This is a genomic window from Embleya sp. AB8 (genome assembly GCF_049739465.1).
Taxonomy (GTDB): domain Bacteria; phylum Actinomycetota; class Actinomycetes; order Streptomycetales; family Streptomycetaceae; genus Embleya.
Genome location: NZ_JBMHHY010000005.1, coordinates 252008 through 271042, shown reverse-complemented (window position 1 = coordinate 271042; position 19035 = coordinate 252008). Strand labels below are relative to the sequence as shown.

The 19035-nt window shown below is 72.4% G+C and carries 15 protein-coding genes; 7 read left to right on the top strand and 8 right to left on the bottom strand.

Translation table 11 applies throughout. The features are described 5' to 3' along the window. Nucleotides 1-73: 73 nt before the first annotated feature. A complete protein-coding gene (locus tag ABIA38_RS09545) occupies nucleotides 74-334 on the bottom strand; it encodes an MbtH family protein (RefSeq protein ID WP_424638060.1) in 261 nt (86 codons plus the stop codon). A gap of 832 nt (nucleotides 335-1166) precedes the next feature. Here ABIA38_RS09545 and ABIA38_RS09540 point away from each other — a divergent pair. Beyond that, nucleotides 1167-3494: a glycosyl hydrolase family 18 protein gene (locus ABIA38_RS09540; protein WP_424638059.1), complete on the top strand. Its 2328-nt coding sequence runs from the start codon at nucleotides 1167-1169 to the stop codon at nucleotides 3492-3494. Between the two features lie 118 nt (nucleotides 3495-3612). On the opposite strand, the gene ABIA38_RS09535 is transcribed toward ABIA38_RS09540, so the two are convergent. The 4 genes from ABIA38_RS09535 to ABIA38_RS09520 form a co-directional block, all read right to left on the bottom strand. Beyond that, nucleotides 3613-4470 (bottom strand): SAM-dependent methyltransferase, encoded by an 858-nt coding sequence (locus tag ABIA38_RS09535; RefSeq protein ID WP_424638058.1) that lies wholly within the window; start codon nucleotides 4468-4470, stop codon nucleotides 3613-3615. 279 nt (nucleotides 4471-4749) lie between these two features. Beyond that, nucleotides 4750-5712 carry an agmatinase gene (gene speB, locus ABIA38_RS09530; RefSeq protein ID WP_424638057.1) on the bottom strand — a complete coding sequence of 321 codons (963 nt, stop codon included), beginning with the start codon at nucleotides 5710-5712 and terminating at the stop codon, nucleotides 4750-4752. Next, complete coding sequence (locus ABIA38_RS09525) at nucleotides 5709-6620, bottom strand: nitrilase-related carbon-nitrogen hydrolase (protein ID WP_424638056.1); 912 nt, start codon at nucleotides 6618-6620, stop codon at nucleotides 5709-5711. Before ABIA38_RS09525 ends, speB begins: the two co-directional genes overlap by 4 nt. Before the next feature lies 1 nt (nucleotide 6621). After that, nucleotides 6622-8208: a purine-cytosine permease family protein gene (locus ABIA38_RS09520; protein WP_424638055.1), complete on the bottom strand. Its 1587-nt coding sequence runs from the start codon at nucleotides 8206-8208 to the stop codon at nucleotides 6622-6624. Nucleotides 8209-8353: 145 nt separating this feature from the next. Between ABIA38_RS09520 and ABIA38_RS09515 the strand changes: the two genes are divergently transcribed. After that, a complete protein-coding gene (locus ABIA38_RS09515; RefSeq protein WP_424638054.1) occupies nucleotides 8354-9994 on the top strand; it encodes a PucR family transcriptional regulator in 1641 nt (546 codons plus the stop codon). Nucleotides 9995-10051: 57 nt separating this feature from the next. Here the strand turns inward: ABIA38_RS09515 and ABIA38_RS09510 are convergent, their stop codons facing one another. Further along, nucleotides 10052-10519, bottom strand: a complete 468-nt coding sequence (locus tag ABIA38_RS09510) for a DoxX family protein (RefSeq protein WP_424638053.1) — start codon at nucleotides 10517-10519, stop codon at nucleotides 10052-10054. Nucleotides 10520-10632: 113 nt separating this feature from the next. On the opposite strand from ABIA38_RS09510, the gene ABIA38_RS09505 reads away from it, so the two are divergent. The 5 genes from ABIA38_RS09505 (at nucleotide 10633) to ABIA38_RS09485 (ending at nucleotide 16907) form a co-directional block, all read left to right on the top strand. After that, nucleotides 10633-10809: a hypothetical protein gene (locus ABIA38_RS09505; protein WP_424638051.1), complete on the top strand. Its 177-nt coding sequence runs from the start codon at nucleotides 10633-10635 to the stop codon at nucleotides 10807-10809. 858 nt (nucleotides 10810-11667) lie between these two features. Further along, nucleotides 11668-14061: a nitrate- and nitrite sensing domain-containing protein gene (locus ABIA38_RS09500; protein ID WP_424638050.1), complete on the top strand. Its 2394-nt coding sequence runs from the start codon at nucleotides 11668-11670 to the stop codon at nucleotides 14059-14061. Further along, nucleotides 14058-14570, top strand: coding sequence for a hypothetical protein (locus ABIA38_RS09495; RefSeq protein ID WP_424638049.1), 513 nt, complete (start codon nucleotides 14058-14060; stop codon nucleotides 14568-14570). The genes ABIA38_RS09500 and ABIA38_RS09495 overlap by 4 nt, the downstream gene beginning before the upstream one ends. A gap of 253 nt (nucleotides 14571-14823) precedes the next feature. Continuing rightward, entirely contained in the window at nucleotides 14824-16059 is a 1236-nt protein-coding gene (locus ABIA38_RS09490; protein WP_424638048.1) for an ABC transporter substrate-binding protein, read from the top strand. 50 nt (nucleotides 16060-16109) lie between these two features. Then, on the top strand, nucleotides 16110-16907 hold the full coding sequence (locus ABIA38_RS09485) for a class I SAM-dependent methyltransferase (protein ID WP_424638047.1): 798 nt from the start codon (nucleotides 16110-16112) through the stop codon (nucleotides 16905-16907). A gap of 100 nt (nucleotides 16908-17007) precedes the next feature. On the opposite strand, the gene ABIA38_RS09480 is transcribed toward ABIA38_RS09485, so the two are convergent. Next, a complete protein-coding gene (locus ABIA38_RS09480; RefSeq protein WP_424638046.1) occupies nucleotides 17008-17667 on the bottom strand; it encodes a response regulator in 660 nt (219 codons plus the stop codon). Continuing rightward, nucleotides 17664-18863, bottom strand: coding sequence for a sensor histidine kinase (locus tag ABIA38_RS09475; protein WP_424638045.1), 1200 nt, complete (start codon nucleotides 18861-18863; stop codon nucleotides 17664-17666). The genes ABIA38_RS09480 and ABIA38_RS09475 overlap by 4 nt, the downstream gene beginning before the upstream one ends. Between the last annotated feature and the right edge of the window lie 172 nt (nucleotides 18864-19035).

Here is a 19035-nt window from a genome sequence, read left to right as displayed (position 1 = left end):
GATCGTGGACCCCGGCGCGCCCGAAGCGCGCTCCCGGGGCGTCAGCTCACGCATCGCCTTCGTCGCCTTCCGCTCAGCCGGCCGCGGGGGCGGAATCGGCGCGGCGCCGCTCGGCGTCGGCACGCCGAGCCAGGCGCTCGCGTAAACTCCTGGGCCGCAGGTCGATCCACACCCGTTCGATATGCGCGAGGCATTGCTCCCGCGACCCCTCGACCGCGACCCCGTCGACGCGCACGATCCGCCAACCGGCGGGCACCGCGCGGCCGGCCGCCTGGATCGAGTACTGGTCCTCGTCGTTGACCACGACCGTCCACCGCGTGTTCTCGCTCGTCACTGCCGCTCTCCGCTCGTCGCGATCCGGTTGAAGAAAACGCGTTCGGCCGGCGGCTCGACGAACCCGCGCCGTCGGCAAGGAACTCGCCGACCGGGTGAGGCTCGCCGGGGTGACCGGGGACTCCGGAGGGTTGTCGGCCTCGGGGGCCGACGCGGACACCGCCGGCACCCCGACGAACCGGTCCATCACCTCGGCCGGAGCGCGGGTGGCATCGGGCGCGGCGGGCGCGAGGGCTTGGGTCGGGTCGGCCGCGGACCCGAAGGTCTCGGTCGCCCCGGCTCGGGTCCCACTCCCGGACCCGCCCACGGGTTCGCCGGATGTGCCGATCGGCGCCGGGGAGCACCGGCCACGGTCCGGGCCGAGCCGTTCGATCGAGGCCGGATCGTCCGACCGACCGCCCGGCCGACCCTTCGGCTCCCACGACTGGCTCGACATCGCCGTTCTCCATTCGCCGACGTACGCACCCGCCGGGTGCCGGGTGTCCGGCCGCCCGTTTCCCGCGTCGATCCGGCCCGCACCGCACCGTACGAACGCATGCCGACCACCCTCGACGGACCGTTGGGAGGGCGAAAGTGTTGCCCTGTTGCCCATTCGAGGAAACAGCCCGCAACTGTGGCCGCCGGTCCGGGCAACACCGCCGCGAACATCCACTGTTGACCTTTTGGTCCAGACCAATTACCGTCCAATAGTCGTTTTGGTCCAGACCAATTCGCGATGCGACTGCTTCTCGGTCGCGGTCGAGGTCCCCAACCCGTCGATCGTGACCACCCCGGTGAGGCGCGCGCGTGCACGGTTCCGCACCGCCCTGTTCCACGCACACAGGGAGAGAGCCATGTCCCCACACCAGCGCCGCGGATTCCCGTTCCGCGACCGATTCCGCAGCAGACTCCGCAGCCGGGTGGTCGCCCTGCTCACCGTCCTGGTCCTGCCCCTCGCCGTGCTCACCGGCCTGTCCGCCGGCACCGCGCAGGCCGCCGGCAAACTCACCGCGACGTTCTCCATCCAGGACAACGGCTCGTGGTGGAAGGGCAGTTACGTCGTCCACAACGGCGGCACCGCCGCCGTCACCGGCTGGCAACTCGAGTTCGACCTGCCCGCCGGCGTCACCGTGACCGGCAACTACTACGGCGACGCCACGGTCACCGGCAGCCATGTCTCGGTGAAGAACGCCTACTACAACGGCACCATCGCCGCGGGCGGCAGCACCGACCCGTTCAGCTACTGGTTCATCGGCAACGGCCCCGCCTCCCCGCCCACCCACTGCACGGTCGACGGCGACAAGTGCGACGGTACGCCCGACGCGCCGCCCACCGCGCCCGGCGCGCCGCACGCCGGCACCGTCACCGCGCACTCGATCTCGCTCGACTGGCCCGTCGCGGCCGGCGGCGACTATCCGGTGGCCGGCTACGAGGTGGTCTCCGCCGGCAACCCGGTGGCCACCACGGCGACCAACTCGGCCACCCTGACCGGGCTCACCCCGGCCACCGCGTACACCTACGCGGTCCGGGCCAAGGACACCCGGGGCAACCTCGGCCCGCTGGGTCCGCCGACCACGGTGACCACCGTGGATCCGGCGAGCGATCCCATTCCGCCCACCGCGCCGGGCAACCTGCGCAGCACCGGCAAGACGTCCTCGACGGTGTCCCTGGCCTGGACCGCGTCGACCGACAACGTCGGCGTCGCGGCCTACGACGTCTACCGCAACGGCACGCTCGCCAAGACGGTCGCGGCCGGCACCACCGCGGCGACCATCGACGCACTGTCCCCGGTCACCACGTACACCTTCACCGTCAAGGCCCGCGACGCGGCGGACAACGCCTCACCCGCCTCCAACGCGCTCGACGTGACCACGGACGACATCGCCGGCACCGGGAAGAACCTGCGGGTCGGCTACTTCGTCCAGTGGGGCATCTACGGCCGGCAATACTTCGTGAAGAACCTGGACACCTCCGGTTCGGCGGCCAAGCTGGACGTGATCAACTACGCCTTCGAGAACATCGATCCGGTCAACCTGACCTGTCTGGCCGGGGTCACCAAGGGCACCACCGCCAACCCGCAGGACCCCGACCAGGGCACCGGCGCGGGCGACGCGGACGCCGACTACGCCCGGCCGATGTCGGCCGAACAATCGGTCAACGGGGTGGCCGACGACGGTTGGGCCAAGCTCCGCGGCAACTTCAACCAGCTCAAGCAACTCAAGGCGAAATACCCGCACTTGAAGGTGGTCGTCTCGCTCGGCGGCTGGACCTACTCGAAGTTCTTCTCGGACGCGGCGGCCACCGACGCCTCCCGGCAGAAGCTGGTCAAGTCCTGCGTGGACACCTGGATCAAGGGCGACCTGCCCGCCTACAACGGCGCCGGCGGCCCGGGCACCGGGGCCGGCATCTTCGACGGGATCGACGTGGACTGGGAGTGGCCCGGCTCGGCCGACGGCCACGCCGGCAACCACTACAACGCCGCCGACAAGCAGAACCTGACCCTGCTGCTCGCCGAGTTCCGCAAGCAGCTCGACGCCACCGGCGGCGAGCGCAAGCTGCTCACCGCCTTCACCCCGGCCGACCCGGTCAAGGTGAACGCGGGCTGGGACACCTCGAAGATCTTCGACTCCCTGGACGTGGCCAACATCCAGGGCTACGACTTCCACGGCGCGGGCAGCGACAACTCGTGGGAGCCCAACCGCACCGGCCACCAGGCCAACCTCTACACCGACGCCCAGGACCCCTACCCGACCCACTTCAGCATCGACGACGCGGTCAAGATCTACACCAACGCCGGCGTCAACCCACGCAAGCTGACCATCGGGTTCCCGTTCTACGGGCGCGGCTGGCAGAACGTCGCCGACGGCGGCGCACACGGCGAATGGCAGTCCGCGAACGGCGCCGCACCCGGCCAGTTCGCCGAGGAGGCGGGCACCCGCGGCTATCAGAATCTCCTGAGCAGCGTGCCGAATCTGACCGTCTATCACGACGAACAGTCCATCTCGACCTACGGCTACACCGGCGCCGGCGGCCAGTGGTGGACGTTCGACGACGCGTGGTCGATCGGCAAGAAGACGGCCTATCTCAAAGCCAAGAACCTGCTCGGCGCGATGATCTGGGAAATGTCCGGCGACACCCCGAACGGGGGCCTGATCACCGCACTCGACAACGGCCTCAAGTAGCCGGCTCCCACCCCGAGTCCGGCACCGAGTCCCGCGCCGTGTCCCGTACCGCCGTCCGGTCGTCCCCCGGGCGGCGGTACGGCCGTGCTCGGGCCGGACTCGCGGCGGCGGCCGGCGATCAGGCGTCCGGTATTCGGCCCAGACCGCCGAGCATGGTCAGACCGGCCAACTCGGCCCGATCCGGGATCGGCTCGTCCGGGCGCCAATGCGGCAGCAACACCACACCGGGCTCGACGAGTTCGGCACCCGCGAAGAAGCCCTCGATGGTCTCCCGACTGCGGAACCGGCCACTGCCCAGGGTGGACAACAACACCCGTTCCAGCTCGCGCCCTTCGGGGGTGGAGTCGGAGAAGTGGGTGATCAACACGAAGCTTCCGGGGGCGAGGGCCTCACGATAGGCCCGAACCACGCCCGCCGGGTCGTCCTCGTCCGCGAGATGGTGCAGGACCGCGACCAGGAGCAGACCCACCGGCCGGTCCAGGTCCAGGAGTTCGACGATCTCCGGCCGGGCGAGCACATCCGCGGTGTCCCGCACATCGGCGGTCACCACCCGGGTACGGTCGTTGTCGGCCAACATCGCCCGGCCGTACGCGAGGACGATCGGATCGTTGTCGACGTAGACGACCCGAGCCTTCGGGTTCTCCTGCCGGGCCACCTCGTGCGTGTTGCGCACGGTCGGCAGACCGGAACCCAGATCCAGGAACTGATCGATGCCCTGCTGCGCCATGTAGCGCACGCCGCGTTCCAGGATCGCCCGGTTGAGCCGGGCCCCGGTACGGGCGTTGGGCATCGCGGCCATCGCCTTGTCCGCGATCGCCCGATCCACCGCGAAGTGGTCCTTGCCGCCCAGAATCGCGTCATACACGCGCGCGACGCTGGGCACCCCCGCATCGATCCCGGTCGGCAATCGGCTCGGCGAGGTCCGCGCCTCGTCCTCCGGCTCGATGCTCGACGGAATCTGCCATTCATCGGACACACTGCCCCCTGACCGGTGCTGACGTAGCGTCACACCCAGTAGCCCCCCGCGCAGGAGGTTAGCCGCCGAGGCGCGCACGTCGAGCGGAATCCACACTCCGTGCCGGGACTGTTACCCCACCGAGCATCGACCCGTCACACATCGCGCCGATTTCCGCACCCGAGGTACCACCCGACCGACGCGGACCCACTGCCGGCACTGTGAGCACGCACGATCACCCGTCTCGGCCGGCCGTCCCCCGTGCGGCCGGCCGAGACGGGTGGCTGCGCCCCCGACCCGTCAGTCCTGGAGGCCGTCGCGACGGTTGCGGGCCAGGACGGACAGGAGTTCGTAGCCGACGTGCGCCGCGGCGATGCCGGTGAGTTCGGCGTGGTCGTAGGCCGGGGCCACCTCGACGATGTCCGCGCCGATCACGTTCAGCCCGACCAACCCGCGCAGTGTGTTGAGCAGTTCGCGGCTGGTCAGGCCACCCGCCTCGGGCGTGCCGGTGCCGGGTGCGTGGGCCGGGTCCAGCACGTCGATGTCCACCGAGACATACACCGGCCCGCTGCCGAGCCGGCGCCGCATACGCTCGACCACGGATGCGACGGTGGCGTCCTGGTAGTCGTCGCTATGCACGACCTGGAAGCCCAGTACGCCGTCCTCGCGCAGGTCGTCGGGCCCGTACAGCGGCCCCCGGATGCCCACGTGCAGGCAGCGCGTCGGGTCGAGCAGACCCTCCTCGGACGCGCGGCGGAACGGCGTGCCGTGCGTGTACGGCTCGCCGAAGTAGGTGTCCCACGTGTCCAGGTGCGCGTCGAAGTGCACGACCGCGACCGGGCCGTGCGCCGCGGCCACCGCGCGCAGCAGGGGCAGTGCGATGGTGTGGTCCCCGCCGATGGTCAGCAGCCGGGTGCCGCGCGCGGCGAACTCCCGGGCGGCGGCCTCCAGATCGGCGATCGCGGCGCCGATGTCGAACGGGTTGACCGCGATGTCGCCCGCGTCGGCGACCTGTTGCTCGGCGAACGGCGAGACGTCCAGGGCCGGGTTGTAGGGCCGCAGCAGCTTGGAGGACGCGCGCACATGGGCCGGGCCGAATCGGGCGCCGGGCCGGTAGCTGACGCCGCTGTCGAACGGCACGCCCACGACCGCGACGTCCACGTGCTCGACCTCGTCGGCGCGCGGCAGCCGGGCGAAGGTGGCGGGGCCGGCGAAGCGGGGTACGCGCGTGGCGTCGATGGGGCCCTGGGGAGCGCCGGTCATCGTTCGGTCCTTCCGGTGGTGCGGTCGTCGGAGGCGTTGGAGGCGTTGGAGGCGTCGGGAGCGTTCGAGGTGACGGATGAGTCGAGGATCGGGCCGTACAACTCCGGTCTGCGGTCGGCGAACACGTCGTTGTGCGTGCCGATCCGCTTGTCCCGGGCGTCGGCGAGCCGGCAGCGGGCGATCAGGAGGTGTTCGGCGTCCTCGGCGGGCGGTCCGGCCAACGGGAAGCCGTCCGGGTCGACGATGATCGAGCCACCGACCCACGACGTGCCGCGCTCGGGCCCGGCCCGGTCGCACGCGGCGACGAAGACCCGGTTGACCGCCGCGTTCGCCTGCACCCGGGTGTCCTCCGCCGGCCGCTCGCCGGCCGGGCGCGGCGCGAACGGCCAGTTGACCGGTGCGCACAGCAGCTCCGCGCCCCGCAGCGTCGCGGTCCGCACCCATTCGGGGAACTCCACGTCGTAGCAGACCAGCACCCCGATCCGGCCCACCGCAGTATCCACCACCGGCGGCAACTCGCTTCCGGGAACGAAGAGTTCGGCCTCGCGACCCCACAGGTGCGCCTTGCGGTAGAGCGCCCGCACGCCGCTCGGGTCGACCAGCACCGCCGAGTTGCGGATCGCGCCGTCGGCGTCCCGCTCGGCGAACCCGCCGACCACGATCAGCCCGTGCCGTCGAGCCGCGTCGAGCCAACCGGTCACGGTCGGGCCGTCGACCGGTTCGGCCAGCGCCGCCGCCTCGGCCGTGTCGCGCAACACGTAGCCGCTGTTGACCAGTTCGGGCAGCACGACCACCTCGGCACCGGCCGCCGCGGCCCGCTCGATCGCGGCCAGCGCGGCGCGCCGATTGCCCTCGACGTCGCCGACGGACAGCACCAGCTGTGCGCAGGCCACCACGGTCTCGGTCACGTCACACCCCCGACGCCGCGCCGGCGCCCTCGAGTTCGGCCTCGCCGGCAGCCTCGGCGGCCCGCTCGGCGGTCAGGTCCAGGTCGCGGCACAGCCAGGCGTACAGCGCGCCGCCGACCAGCAGTCCGACCACGAACGACAGGTCCGCGCCGTCCAGCGCCTTCGCCACCGGTCCGGTGAAGAACGAGGTCTTGAAGAACGGGATCATCGCCGCGAAGCCGACCACGTAGGCGGTCAGCCCGCGCCAGGACCAACGGCCGTAGATGCCACGCGGATCGAAGATCGCGGTCACCGCGTAGTGGCCCCGACGGACGAGATAGAAGTCGACCAGGTTGACCGCGGTCCAGGGGATCAGGCCGTAGAGCATCATCAAAATGAAGTCGTTGAAGCTGCCCAGGTAGTCCTCGGGCAGCACGATCGCCACCACGAAGACGATCGCCTCGATCGCCACGATCCCGATCACCCGGACCGACACCGTCGGCCGCACCGGGCGGAACGCGTCCAGCGCGCTGGTCGTGGTGAGCATCGCGCCGTACGCGTTCACTGCCATGATGCTGATCAGCGCGAGCGAGGAGACCAGCACGGTGAAGGTGCCGAAGCCGGGGATGATGTCGTTGCCCACCTGGCGGACCGCGCCGATCGCGTCCGGGTCCGGCAGCGCGGAGGCGAGCAGTGCGCCGAGCGACATCAGCCAGGCCGCCGACCCGGCGGCGCCCGCGTACGTCCACCAGATCACCTTGCGCGCGGGCACGTCGGCGGGCAGGTAGCGGGAGTAGTCGGAGACGTAGACGGCATAGCTGATCTGGTAGCCGGCCGCGCCGGAGAAGACCACGAGGAATGCGGTCCAGGACATCCCCCCGCCGCCGGAGGGGGTGTGCACGTCGAGGTTGACCATCGCGCCGATGCTCAGCACGCCGAAGACCGCGATCAGCACGTAGGTCAGCCAGCGCTGGACCAGGTGCAGCAGATCGTGACCGACCACGGCGAGCACGATCGCGATGGCGATCAGTGCCGCGTACCACAGCGTCTTGCCGCCGGGCAGGACCGTCTGCAGACCCTGGGTGGCCAGCACCACGTTGAAGACGTTGAAGCCGACGTAGACGAACACGACCGCGACGAACGGCACGATCGCGCCGCGGATGCCGAACTGGGCGCGCGACTGGATCATCTGCGGCAGGCCCATCCGCGGGCCCTGGTTGGCGTGGAAGGCCATGAAGAAGGTGCCGAAGCAGGCGCCGAGCACCACGGCGAGCACCGACCAGCCCAGACCGAGGCCGAGCGCCGGGCCGATGAAGCCGGTGACCATCGTGGTGAGCACGAAGTTGCCGGTGAACCAGAACGGACCCTGGTGCCAGACCTTGCCGTGCCGCTCGCGGGCCGGGACGTAGTCGATCGAGCGGGTCTCGATGGCCACCCCGCCGGCGTGCGGGCCGGGCGCGGCGTCGTTGCCGGGGACGGCCGCGGCAGCGCCGGCGGCGGCAGCGGCAGCGGCAGCGGCAGCGGCAGCGGCGTTCGGAACGGCTGCCGGGGGAGCTGCGGCGGCGCGAGCGGCGGCCGGGGCGGCGCTCGATGGCCTGGTGGCGTCCATGGGCTCTCCTGCGGTCCTGCGTCCTGCGTGGTCGACGCGTCGGGGTCGACGGTCGGTGGGATGACGCTTGAAGGTACGCCCGGTAAACAACCGTAAACGATCGATATTGTGTCGAATCTGATTGGAACGGGTGGACACTATGTCCATGCCCTCATTGCACCTTCCGGCCTCGACGGTCCCTTCCGAGCCCGCCATACCCGATCTTTCCGGCATTCTGCGCATCTCCGACCTGGTCGCCCGGGCGGATCTGCGGCTGGCCGTCGCCTCCGGCGCCGAGCATCTGGATCGCCGGGTCGAGGCCGCGCACGTGTCCGAGCTGCTCACCCCGGGCCAGTGGCTCCAGGGCGGCGAGCTGCTGATGACCATCGGGCTGCTGCTCCCGATGACCGACCACGACTGCGCGGCGTACGTCCGCGACGTGGCGAGCGCGGGCGCGTGTGCCCTGGTCCTGGGCCTCGGCCGGGAGCTGCCGCACCAGCGGGCGCCGGAACCGCTGATCCGGGCCAGCCGGGCGGCCGGCCTGCCGCTGCTCACCGTCCCCGACGAGGTGCCGTTCATCGCGGTCACCAAGGCGGTCTTCGAGGCCCGCGCGGCCCAGCAGCGCCTCGCCCTGGAGCACGCCTTCGAGGCGCAGCGCCGGTTGACCGGCGCGGCGGCCTCCGGAAACGGCGTACTGGCCACGCTGCGCGCCTGGCGGGCGGCCACCGGGGTGGACGCGATCGTGGCCGATCCGGTGGGCCGGCTGGTCGCGGACAGCCTGGCCGGTCCGCCCGAGGCGCCGGGCGCCGACGGTTCGCCGGACGCGGTCGCGTTGCTCACGGCGAGTACCGATCTGATCCGCCGGGTGGCCGCGCGGGGCCTGCACGGCAGCGGGAGCAGCAGCGACGCCGAGGGGGTGCGCCTGGAGGTACAGCCGCTCGGCGCCCGGCGGCTGCGCGGGCTGCTGGTACTGGCGGGCCCGGTCGAGTCGGCGGCCCGGCTCCTGGTGTCCGGCCTGGTGTCGCTGCTGTCCCTCGAACTGGAACGGCGGCATCTGGCCGACGAGCCGGTCCGCCGCCGGCGGGCCGCGCTGCTCGGCCGGCTGCTCGCCCCCGGCACCACACCCGAACAGGCGCGCGATGTGCTGGCCGCCGCCGGGCTGGCCGCGACCGAGGTGCGCGGCGTGGCGGTGGGGATCGACGCGGACTCGGCGACCGGCGCCGGCGCCAACGCCGGTGACAAGGGGGCCGCCGACGCGGTCGAGCTGGCCGCCGATCTGGCACTCGCGCTGCCCGGCGGCCTGGTCCGAGTGGCGGGCGGCGCGGTGGAGGCGGTCTTCGGCGCGGATCTGGACGTCCGGGCCATCCTGGGCCGGTTCGCGCCCGGTCGGCCGGCGGGGATCGGGCCGGCCGCCGCGCCGGACGCGGCCGGGTCCTCGGTCCGCCAGGCGCGCAGCCTGGTCGCGCTCAGCCGGGCGGCCGGCCGGCCGGTGGAGGCGCGGCCGGGCAGTACCAGCCGGCTGTTGCTCGGCCTGGCCGACGCGGCCACCCTGACCGGCTTCGCGGACGCGGTACTGGGTCCGATCGACGCCGCCGATCCGGCCGGCGAGTTGGCCGTGACGCTGACCACGTGGTTGGAGACCGGCGGCTCCTGGGACGAGACGAGCCGCCGGCTGGACGTACATCGGCATACCGTGCGCAACCGCGTCGACAAGGCGATGCGGTTGACCGGCCGGCGTCCGCAGGACGGCGACGATCGCTTCGATCTGTGGCTGGCGACCCGCATTCGCCGCGACAGTCTGGGCTGATCCGCGCACCGGTCCGCGAACGTCGGCCGGATGTTCACCGCGGTCCGGCGGGCCCGATCACCTGACCACCGCCGGCGCGGAATCGGTCGGTCGCGCCGAGGTGGTGGATCGGCCCGCCCGGACCCGGGCCGGCACGCGCTCCAACGCGAAGCTGCCCGAGCCGAACACCACGATCAACAGCAGGGACCAGCAGAACAGTACGGAGAGTTCGCCGCCGTTCTGGATCGGCCACACGTGCAGCTTCTGGTGTTCCGTGAAGTAGGCGTAGGCCATCGAACCGGACGACAGGAACGCGGCGGGTCGGGTGCCCAGGCCGAGCAACACCAGGCCACCGCCCACGAGTTGGATGACGGCCGCATACCAGCCGGGCCATTCGCCGGCGGACAGTGTGCCGCGTCCACCGTCCGGGAAGCCGAACAGCGAGGCGGTGCCGTGGCAGGTGAAGAGCAGCCCGATGACGATCCGGTACAGGCCCAGGACGTGCGGTTTCGCGGATTCGAGGACGGCGTGCGGGAGTTGGCGCATCGAACGGCTCCTGGGGACGGAGTGCGGGAGATTGGTCCAGACCAGAGTCGAGCGGCGGACGCCGTACCGAACAGCCGGACTCGCCGGCTGTCACAAACTGGCACAGTGCCCGCGTGGACACCGTCGCTCGGGACCGGCCACGCTTCCCCTTGCCCGGCGACTTCCGGGACGGCGGGCAACCGCTCCCGGGCCGGTCGGCCCGGGAGCGGCGAGGGGGACGCGCCGCCCGCCGGCGGATCGGGGCCGAATCCGCGCACCACGTCGCCGCGTCCCTCGAACCACCCTGGTGAGCCGGGTCGTTCGCACTGCGAGACGGGCATTGCCCGCGCCCGACGGGGTGTTGGGGCCGCTCAAAGTGGCGACGCGCCACCCACTCGACCGGTGCCGGCCGCAAACGTGATGGTTACAACAGGGGTGCAACGACACCCAAGTTTCGTTTGACGTCTGGTGCATTCGCAGGGACAGTGTGTGTGCGCACCGATGCGAACAGTTGCCCTACCCGCAATCGGGCGTTTCCTGGTCGACCCCGCACCCCCTTGCGAGGAGTGATCCGTTCATGGGCGTCTTTGCGTCGAAAGCTCACGACCGAACGATCCCGGAGCGGTGTGCGGGTTGTCCGAGGACGCCGTTCTCGACCCCGATCTCCCGTATCCCGAGGGTGAGTTCGGCTCGGCTGAGCCGGCCGCTCCCGGCGCCCTAGCGGATCCGGGCCGGCACCGGCCGGCGGTGACTCGCGCGCGCCCGCCCGGCCCGGATCGCATCGACCGGCCCCGTCGGGCGATCGGATCGACTCCGAAGCGGAAGCGGAAGCGCCGCTACCGGCCCGGCGCGCCCGGCCGCCTCGATGCCCGGTGCCGAGCGGCCCACCGGCGCGACCCCGACCCGGCCGCCGTCCGCACCCGTGCCCGCTCGCCCGCGCCCGTCCCGCGTCGCCTTCCCTCGCATCCCGGCATCGCCGCAAGTTCCGTCCCATCGACCATCGTTCAGGGATCACTGCCCGTGTTGCGATTACTCCCCCACCCCCCACACATCGCCCACACGGCCCGACGAGCGCACACCGGGCCGATGCCCCGCCCGGGTCGGCTCGCCACCGCACCCTCGGGGCCGCCCGCTCCACCGCGTCGCTTCGGTCGAAGGGGCGAGCGCGGATGAAGATACGTCCCTTCCGCTCGGCCGGCGCCGATTCGGCGGCCGGTGCGGCCTCCGGTGCCGCGTCGACCACGGCCGCGTCGACCGATACCCCCGCCCCCCGACCGAGGTTGCGGACCCGGGTCGCGGCCCGGATCCGACCTCGTGTGCGTGGGCTGATCACGTTGATGGTCGTGGTCCCCTCCGCCGGCATGGTCTTCTTCGCCGGCTCGGCGATCCTGACCATGATCGAGCAGGCCCAGGCCGCCGACCACGCGCACGACCTGGTCCGGGTCGCCGCCGACGCGGGCGAGGTGGGGCGCCGGCTCCAGGTGGAGAGCGCCGCCGCGGTGAGCCTGCTCTCCCGCGGCCCGGGCCCGATCACCAGCGCCGACTACCGCAGCGCGATCGACGCCAGCGAAACGGCCGTGCGCACCTACCAGGACCGCCGCCGCGCCCTGGAACCGGTATCCACCGGCGAACGCGACGCGCTGGCCGCCGTCGACACCGCGCTGCGCGGCCTGCCGGGACTGCGCACCCAGGTCGACCAGCGCGGCGTGGCCACCTCCGCCGCGGCCGTGCGCTACTGGGCCTGGATCGGCGCCACCGTGGATCTGCGCGCCCGGGTCGCCCTCGATCCGGGTGTGTCCACCGGGATCGCCGGCCGGCTGCGCGCGATCACCGCGCTGGCCCAGGCCCGCGCCGCGCTCGGCCAGCAACAGGTCACCGTACTGCGCTCGTTGGACGCCGGGCCGCTGGGCGGGCCGGTACTCAAGGCGGCCTCCACCGCACGCGCCGCGCACGATCAGGCCCTGGAGGCGTTCGCGGTCACCGCGCCGAGCGCGTGGCGCGACCGGCTCGCCCGAGCCCTGGCCGGCCCCGAGATGATCCGGGTCGCGCAGACCGAGGACGCGCTCGGCCGCGACGTGCTCGAACCGGACGTCTGGCGCGCGGCGCTGGCCGAACGCGCCGACCGGCTCTGGTCGGTGGAGCAACGTGCCGACGCCGACGTGGCCCGCGAGGTCGCCGACGTCACCGGCGACCGGTGGTGGCTGGCCGGCGTCCAGGGCGCGGTGTTGATCGGCGCGGTGCTCGCCGCCGCCGCTGCCGCCGCATGGCTCGGCCGGCTGCTGCACCGGCGCCTGCAGACCCTGGCCGAGCGGGTCACCGTGATGACCCAGGAGACGTTGCCCGCGGTCGAGGCCGACCTGCGCCGCCGCGACGCGCTCGCCCCGCACGAGAGCGGTCGGGCGTACGCGCTCAAGATGCTCGGCCCGCAGCCGGAACGTGAGCGCGGCGCCGACGAGATCGCCGACCTGGCCCGCGCGCTGACCCAACTCGCCTACAGCACCGTCGAACACAGCGCCTCGCTGGTGCTGGCCCAGCGCGAGTACAACGACGCGCTCGGCGACGTGGCCCGGCGGATCCGGGTACAGACCAGCCGGGTCAGCAGCGCGCTGGACCGGCTCCAGGAATCCAGTCTGAGTGTCGAGCAACTGGGCACGGTCTTCGAGGTGGACCACGGCAACGAGGGCACCAAGCGGCTCGCCGACTCGATCGCGGTGCTCAGCGGACAACCACCGAACCGGCTGTGGCCGGACACCCCCCTCTACGAGGTGGTCCGCGCCGGCGCACAACGGGTGACCAGCTACGAGCGGTTGCCGGACATCGCCTTCAAGGGCATCCCCACGTCGGTGATCCTGGCCGGCGACACGGTCGGCGCGGTGACCCAGATCATCGGCGAGGTCGTGGACAACGCGGCCCGCTTCTCCGGGCGGCACGAAGTGGAGATCACCGCGGCGCGCACCGAGGCGGGTGTCCTGGTCCGGGTCCGGGACCAGGGCGTCGGCCACCGCGACCCGGAGTTGCTCAACCGGCGGCTGCGAGCCGACGTGGACGCGCTGCCGTCGCTGCGCCAGACCGGCCTGACCGTGGTCGCGCTCCAGTCCCGTCCGCTGGCCATCGACGTGGAACTGCGCCCCGGTCCGGACGGCGGGACGATCGTGGACATCGTGCTGCCGCACGCGATCATCGCCTCGGTCGGCCGCCATCGCCGCCGGGTCGAACACGCGAGCCGACCGGTCGCCCCGCCCCCGGGCACGGCCCCGATCGCGCTCGCCGCGGGCGCCAACGGCCACGGGAGCGCCAACGGCAACGGCCCGAGCACGCCCGCCGACGGCGCCGCCCCGCTGCCTCCGGCCCCGATCGTCGGCGGCCCGCTGCCCGCGAACCTGGCGCCGGAGTTGACCGCGCAGGGCCTCCCCCGCCGCGAACGCCGGACGGCGCAAGCGGCCCACTTCCGTCGTACCGCCCCACCCACCCGTGACATCGCGCAGGCCAGCGCCGCCGCCGCCTCGTTCGGGCGCGGCGCCCGCGACCTGCCCTTCACCCGGACCCCCAAGGAATCCCCATGACCGAGCCCGCCGTCGACCAGAGCGTGCTCGACGACTTCATGCGCCAGTTCGTGCACGACCATGCCCCCGACGTGCTGCACGCGGTGGCCGCCAGTGGCGACTCGCTGCTGGTCGCCCAGGCCTCCCTGCCCGGGCGGATCCGCGCCGACGAGGTCGCCCGCACGGCGTGGATCGCGAACGCCGAGAAGATCGCGTCGAGCGCGCCCGGTGCCCTGCTGATGCAGGACTACAGCGCCGACCTGATGGGCCTGGGCCCGGTCAGCGTGCTGATGTCGCAGGCCGAGCACGGCCTCCTGCTCACCATGGGCAACACCAGCCCGGGTCCGGACGGACAGGTGCACCCCTCCGCGCTGATCGTGGCGACCACGTGGAACGCCGACGTCGGCGAGCTGATCCGGGCCATGCACGCGCTGATGGAGCGCGTCGGCCCGTCCCTGACCCCGCTGGCGCGCGGACGCGGCCTGCAACCGCAACCCGCCCGCATGCCGGCCCCGAGCCGGGTCTTCTGATCCGGGGCGTGGCTTCGAACCCCCGCCCCGGCACCCGGCCGTCCCACCGGACGATTCGGCCACCCGGCCGCACTCGCCCGGCGTACTCGCGCGCCCCGGCCCACCGGCCACTCGGCGTGCCCGCCCCCCGCCGGCTTCCCCACGCCCACGAAACCGTGCGTCCCGCGCGCTCGTGGGCGAACCGGCCGCCCCTTCGGAGTTCGACCCAGTCAGATCACCCGGATCGCCCATCCAGCCCGAGAGAGAGACCGAGATGCGCTCCACCATCCGTAGACGGCTCCGCCGCACTCGCACCCCCCTGGCCCTGGCCACCGGCCTCCTGCTGGTCGCGTCCGCGTGCTCCGGCAGCGCGGCAGGCAACGACAAGGGCGCCAAGGGCTCGGACGCGGTCGCCAAGATCGGCCTGCTCACCCCCGCGACCGGCCCCTACGCGGCCGTCGGCGAGGACACCCGGGCCGGTCTGGAGTTGTACCGCGACACGCACGGCGGCAAGCTCGGCGGCCTCAAGGTGGACCTGGTGGTCCGCGACGAGGGCGCCGGCCCGCCGACCGCCGTCCCGGCCGCGACCGAACTGGTCAAGCAGCAGAACGTGTTGGCCGTCACCGGCATCGTCAGCGGCGGCAGTGTGGCCGGCGTATTGCCGGTGACCGCCGCCAACAACACCGCGCTGATGGGCGTCGCCGGCCGACCCGAGTTCCCCGACCCCAAACTGACCGCGCACGTCTGGTCGTTCAACACCCAGTCCTACGAGGCGGGCGCCGCCGCCGGGCCGTGGGTCAAGGACCACGTGTCCGGCCCGGTCTACGCGATCGGCCCGGACTACCAGGGCGGCTGGGACCAACTCAAGGGCTTCACCGACTCGTTCACCAAGGCCGGTGGCACGCTGGCCAATCCGGACGGGAAGACCACCTTCACCCCCTTCCCCGGCACCCAGAACTTCCTGCCCTACCTGAACAAGATCGCGCAAAGCGGCGCCAAGGCGGTCTACACCTTCTACGCGGGCACCGCGGCGGTCGACTTCGTCAAGCAGTACAAGACCTCCGAGGCGGCCAAACTGCCGCTGTACGGCAGCGGCCCGCTGACCGAGGGACGCCAACTCGACGCCCAGGCCGACGCCGCCGCCGGGATCACCACGTTCGCCACCTACGGCGCGGACCTGGACAACCCGGCGAACCGCGCGTTCGTCGCGGCCTGGCAGCAGCGCCACCCCGACCGCAGCCCGACCATCTACGCGGTCGCCGCGTGGGACATCGCCCAGTCCCTGGATCGGGCGATCGCCTCGGTGCGCGCGGACAAGAAGACGCTCACCCCGGAGGCGGTGAACACCGCGCTGGCCAACGTCGGCCAGATCGACAGCCCGCGCGGCGCGATGCAGCTGAACCCGGCCACCCATTCGCCGGTGCAGCAGTGGTACCGCTTCGAGGTGCGCAACGACGGCCCCAAGCGGGCCAACGTGGCGGTCGAGCAACTGGCCGTCCTCGGCGGCTGATTCGCCGCATTCCCCGCCCTCCCCACACCTTCCACCCGAGGAGCCGGCCCTTGTACGCGTTCGCCGAAGCCGACGACATCACCTTCCAACTGGAGACCCTGCAACGCCTCCTGGACCCCGCCACCCGCATGGTCCTGGACTCGCTCGACAACCCGGCCGGCCAGGAGTGGCTGGAGATCGGGTACGGCCTGGGCAGCATCGCCCGCGAACTCTCCCGCCGGATCGGCTCGACCGGTGTCGTGCACGCCACCGACCTCAACGAGCGCCCGGTGTCCGCGCCGATCGACGGCGCGCCGATCCGCACCTTCCCGCTGGACCTGCGCACCGACGAACTGCCGCCGCGCCCCTACCTGGGCATCCACGGCCGCCTTGTGCTGCTGCACATCGCCGAGCGGCGGGAGATCCTGCCGCGCCTGGTCGACGCCCTGGAACCCGGTGGCGTCCTGGTGCTCGAAGACTGGTACTGCCCCGAGCCGCCGCGCGTGTTGTCCTGCGCCGACCCCGCCGACGAGAAGATCTTCACCGAGGTCGTCGCCGGCATCCTGGGCGTGCTGCGCGGACGCGGCGCGGACCTGGAGTGGGCCGCGGCCACCAAGGACGCGTTCACCGAGGTGGGCCTGACCGACGTCCGGGTCACCCGCACCGACGCGGACTGCGCCGGCCCCGGCCTCGCGCACCGCCTCTACGCCTGCAACGCCCGGCAACTACGCGGCCGACTGGCCGAGTCGGGGCTGACCGACGAGGTCCTGGACCGCTTCCAGCAGATCGCCCTGCAACCGGACCTGGTCACCACCGGCTGGCGGCTGATCGCCACGGTCGGCACCAAGCCGAGCCTTCGCCGGGACTGATCCGACCCGACGACAGCGGACCTCCGGGCCCGGCCCGACGCGCCCACGAGTGGGCGAAGTCACCGGGCCCGGAGGGCTGTTCAGGCCCGCCGCGCTCGGCTCAGCTCATCAAGCCGCCCTCATAGGCCGCGATCACCAACTGCGCCCGATCCCGCGCGTCGAGCTTCAGCAACAACCGACTGACGTGGGTCTTGGTGGTGGACAAGGACAGATGCAGCCGCGCCGCGATCTCCGCGTTGGACATCCCGCGCGCCACCTCACGCAACACCTCGCGCTCGCGGTCGGTGATCCCGCCGAGCAGCGCCGGGGCCCGCACCGCGGCCACCGGACGCTGGGCGAACTCCTCGATCAGCCGCCGGGTGACGCCGGGCGACAGCAGGCCCTCCCCCGCCGCGATCACCCGGATCGCGGTGAGCAGGTCGGCGGGTGGCGTGTCCTTGAGCAGAAAGCCGCTGGCCCCGGCGCGCAACGCGGCGAACACATACTCGTCCAGATCGAACGTGGTCAGCACCAACACCCGGGTGGCCGGCGGGTTCGGTCCCTCGGCCAGTATCCGTCCGGTCGCCTCGATGCCGTCCACCTCGGGCATCTGAATGTCCATCAGCACCACGTCGGGCCGCTCGCTCCGGCTCAACTCCACGGCCTGCGCGCCATTCGCCGCCTCCCCCACCACGACCAGTTCCGGATCCGACTCGACCAGCACCCGAAAGCCCGCCCGAACCAACGCCTGATCGTCGGCGACCAGCACCCGAATGCTCATCCGCCCGCCCCCAGCGGCAGCCGGGCGAGCACCCGAAAACCGCCCTGCCGCCTGGGCCCGGCCTGGAACTCCCCGTCGTACAGGGCCACTCGCTCCCGCATCCCGACCAGGCCGTGTCCGCCCGCCGTCTCCGGCGGATCGGCGACCGGGCCGATCCCGTCGTCGGTGATCTCGATCCGGATGTCACGCTCGCCGTAGTGGATCGCCACCTCGCCCCGCCCGGTCGCGGCATGTTTGACCACGTTGGTCAGCGCCTCCTGGATGATCCGGTAGGCCGCCCGGTCCATCCCGGACGGCAGTTCACGCGGCGTGCCGTCGACCCGGACCGCGACCTGCAGCCCGGCCCGCCCGGTCTTCTCCACCAGGGCGGACAGCTCCGCCAGGCCGGGCGCCGCGTGGAAACCCGCGCGTTCGTCGGCCGGCGGCTGCTCCTCGCGCAACACCCCGAGCAGGCCGCGCAGTTCGCGCAGCGCGGAGCGGCTGGTGGTCTCGATCGTGGCCAGCGCCTTGGCCGCCTCGTCCGGTCGGGTGGCGCTCACGTGGTGCCCGACGCCGGCCTGTACGGCGATCACACTCATACTGTGCGCGACCACGTCGTGCATCTCCCGGGCGATCCGCAACCGTTCCTCGATCAGCGTCCGACGGGCCTGCTCGGCCTGCGCCCGGACCCGGCGTTCGGCCTGCTCACGCAGACCCGCGTGATAGGCGCGTTGTTTGGCCACGGTCACCCCGATCACCCAGAAGGCGACCAGCGGTCCGATCTCGGCGGGCAACCAGCCGGTCAGATAGGACCAGGCCGACACATCGGTTTCGGTCAGCAGCGGCCCGAGGCCGACCAGTACGGCGGCCGAGGCGATCAACGCGGCCGATCGACGCGGCGGTTGGGTCAGGCCCACCGTGTAGACCAGGAAGATCAGTGCGAGCAGCGGCGACTTGGCGTAACCGTGCGCGGCCAGCGTCGCATATCCCGCGCAGCCGAGCCCGAAGGCCGGCACCGGGAACAGTCGCCGCAACAACACCGCCCCGCCCAGTGCGATCTCGACCAGGACGAACAACGCGACGGGCAGGCCACGCTCGGCCAGGCCGTGCGGGGTCGGGCTGACCAGGACCACCACGAAGCCGGCGGCGATCGTGTCCAGCGCGACCAGGTGCCGCCGGGTCAGCCGTTGGGTGAGGGGCGGTCGGCTCTGTTCCACGGGCCGACGATAGTCGGCCCGCTCGGCGGGCGCGTCCGCCCGGAGACCGACCCGACGGCATCGGTCGCACGGCCGATGCCGCCGCCGGCCGGCGGCCCGCCGATCCGGTGCGTCCCGGGGTCCCCGGGCGAACGCGGTGGAGGGGGCAATGGCGGCTCGACGGCCGCGTCGC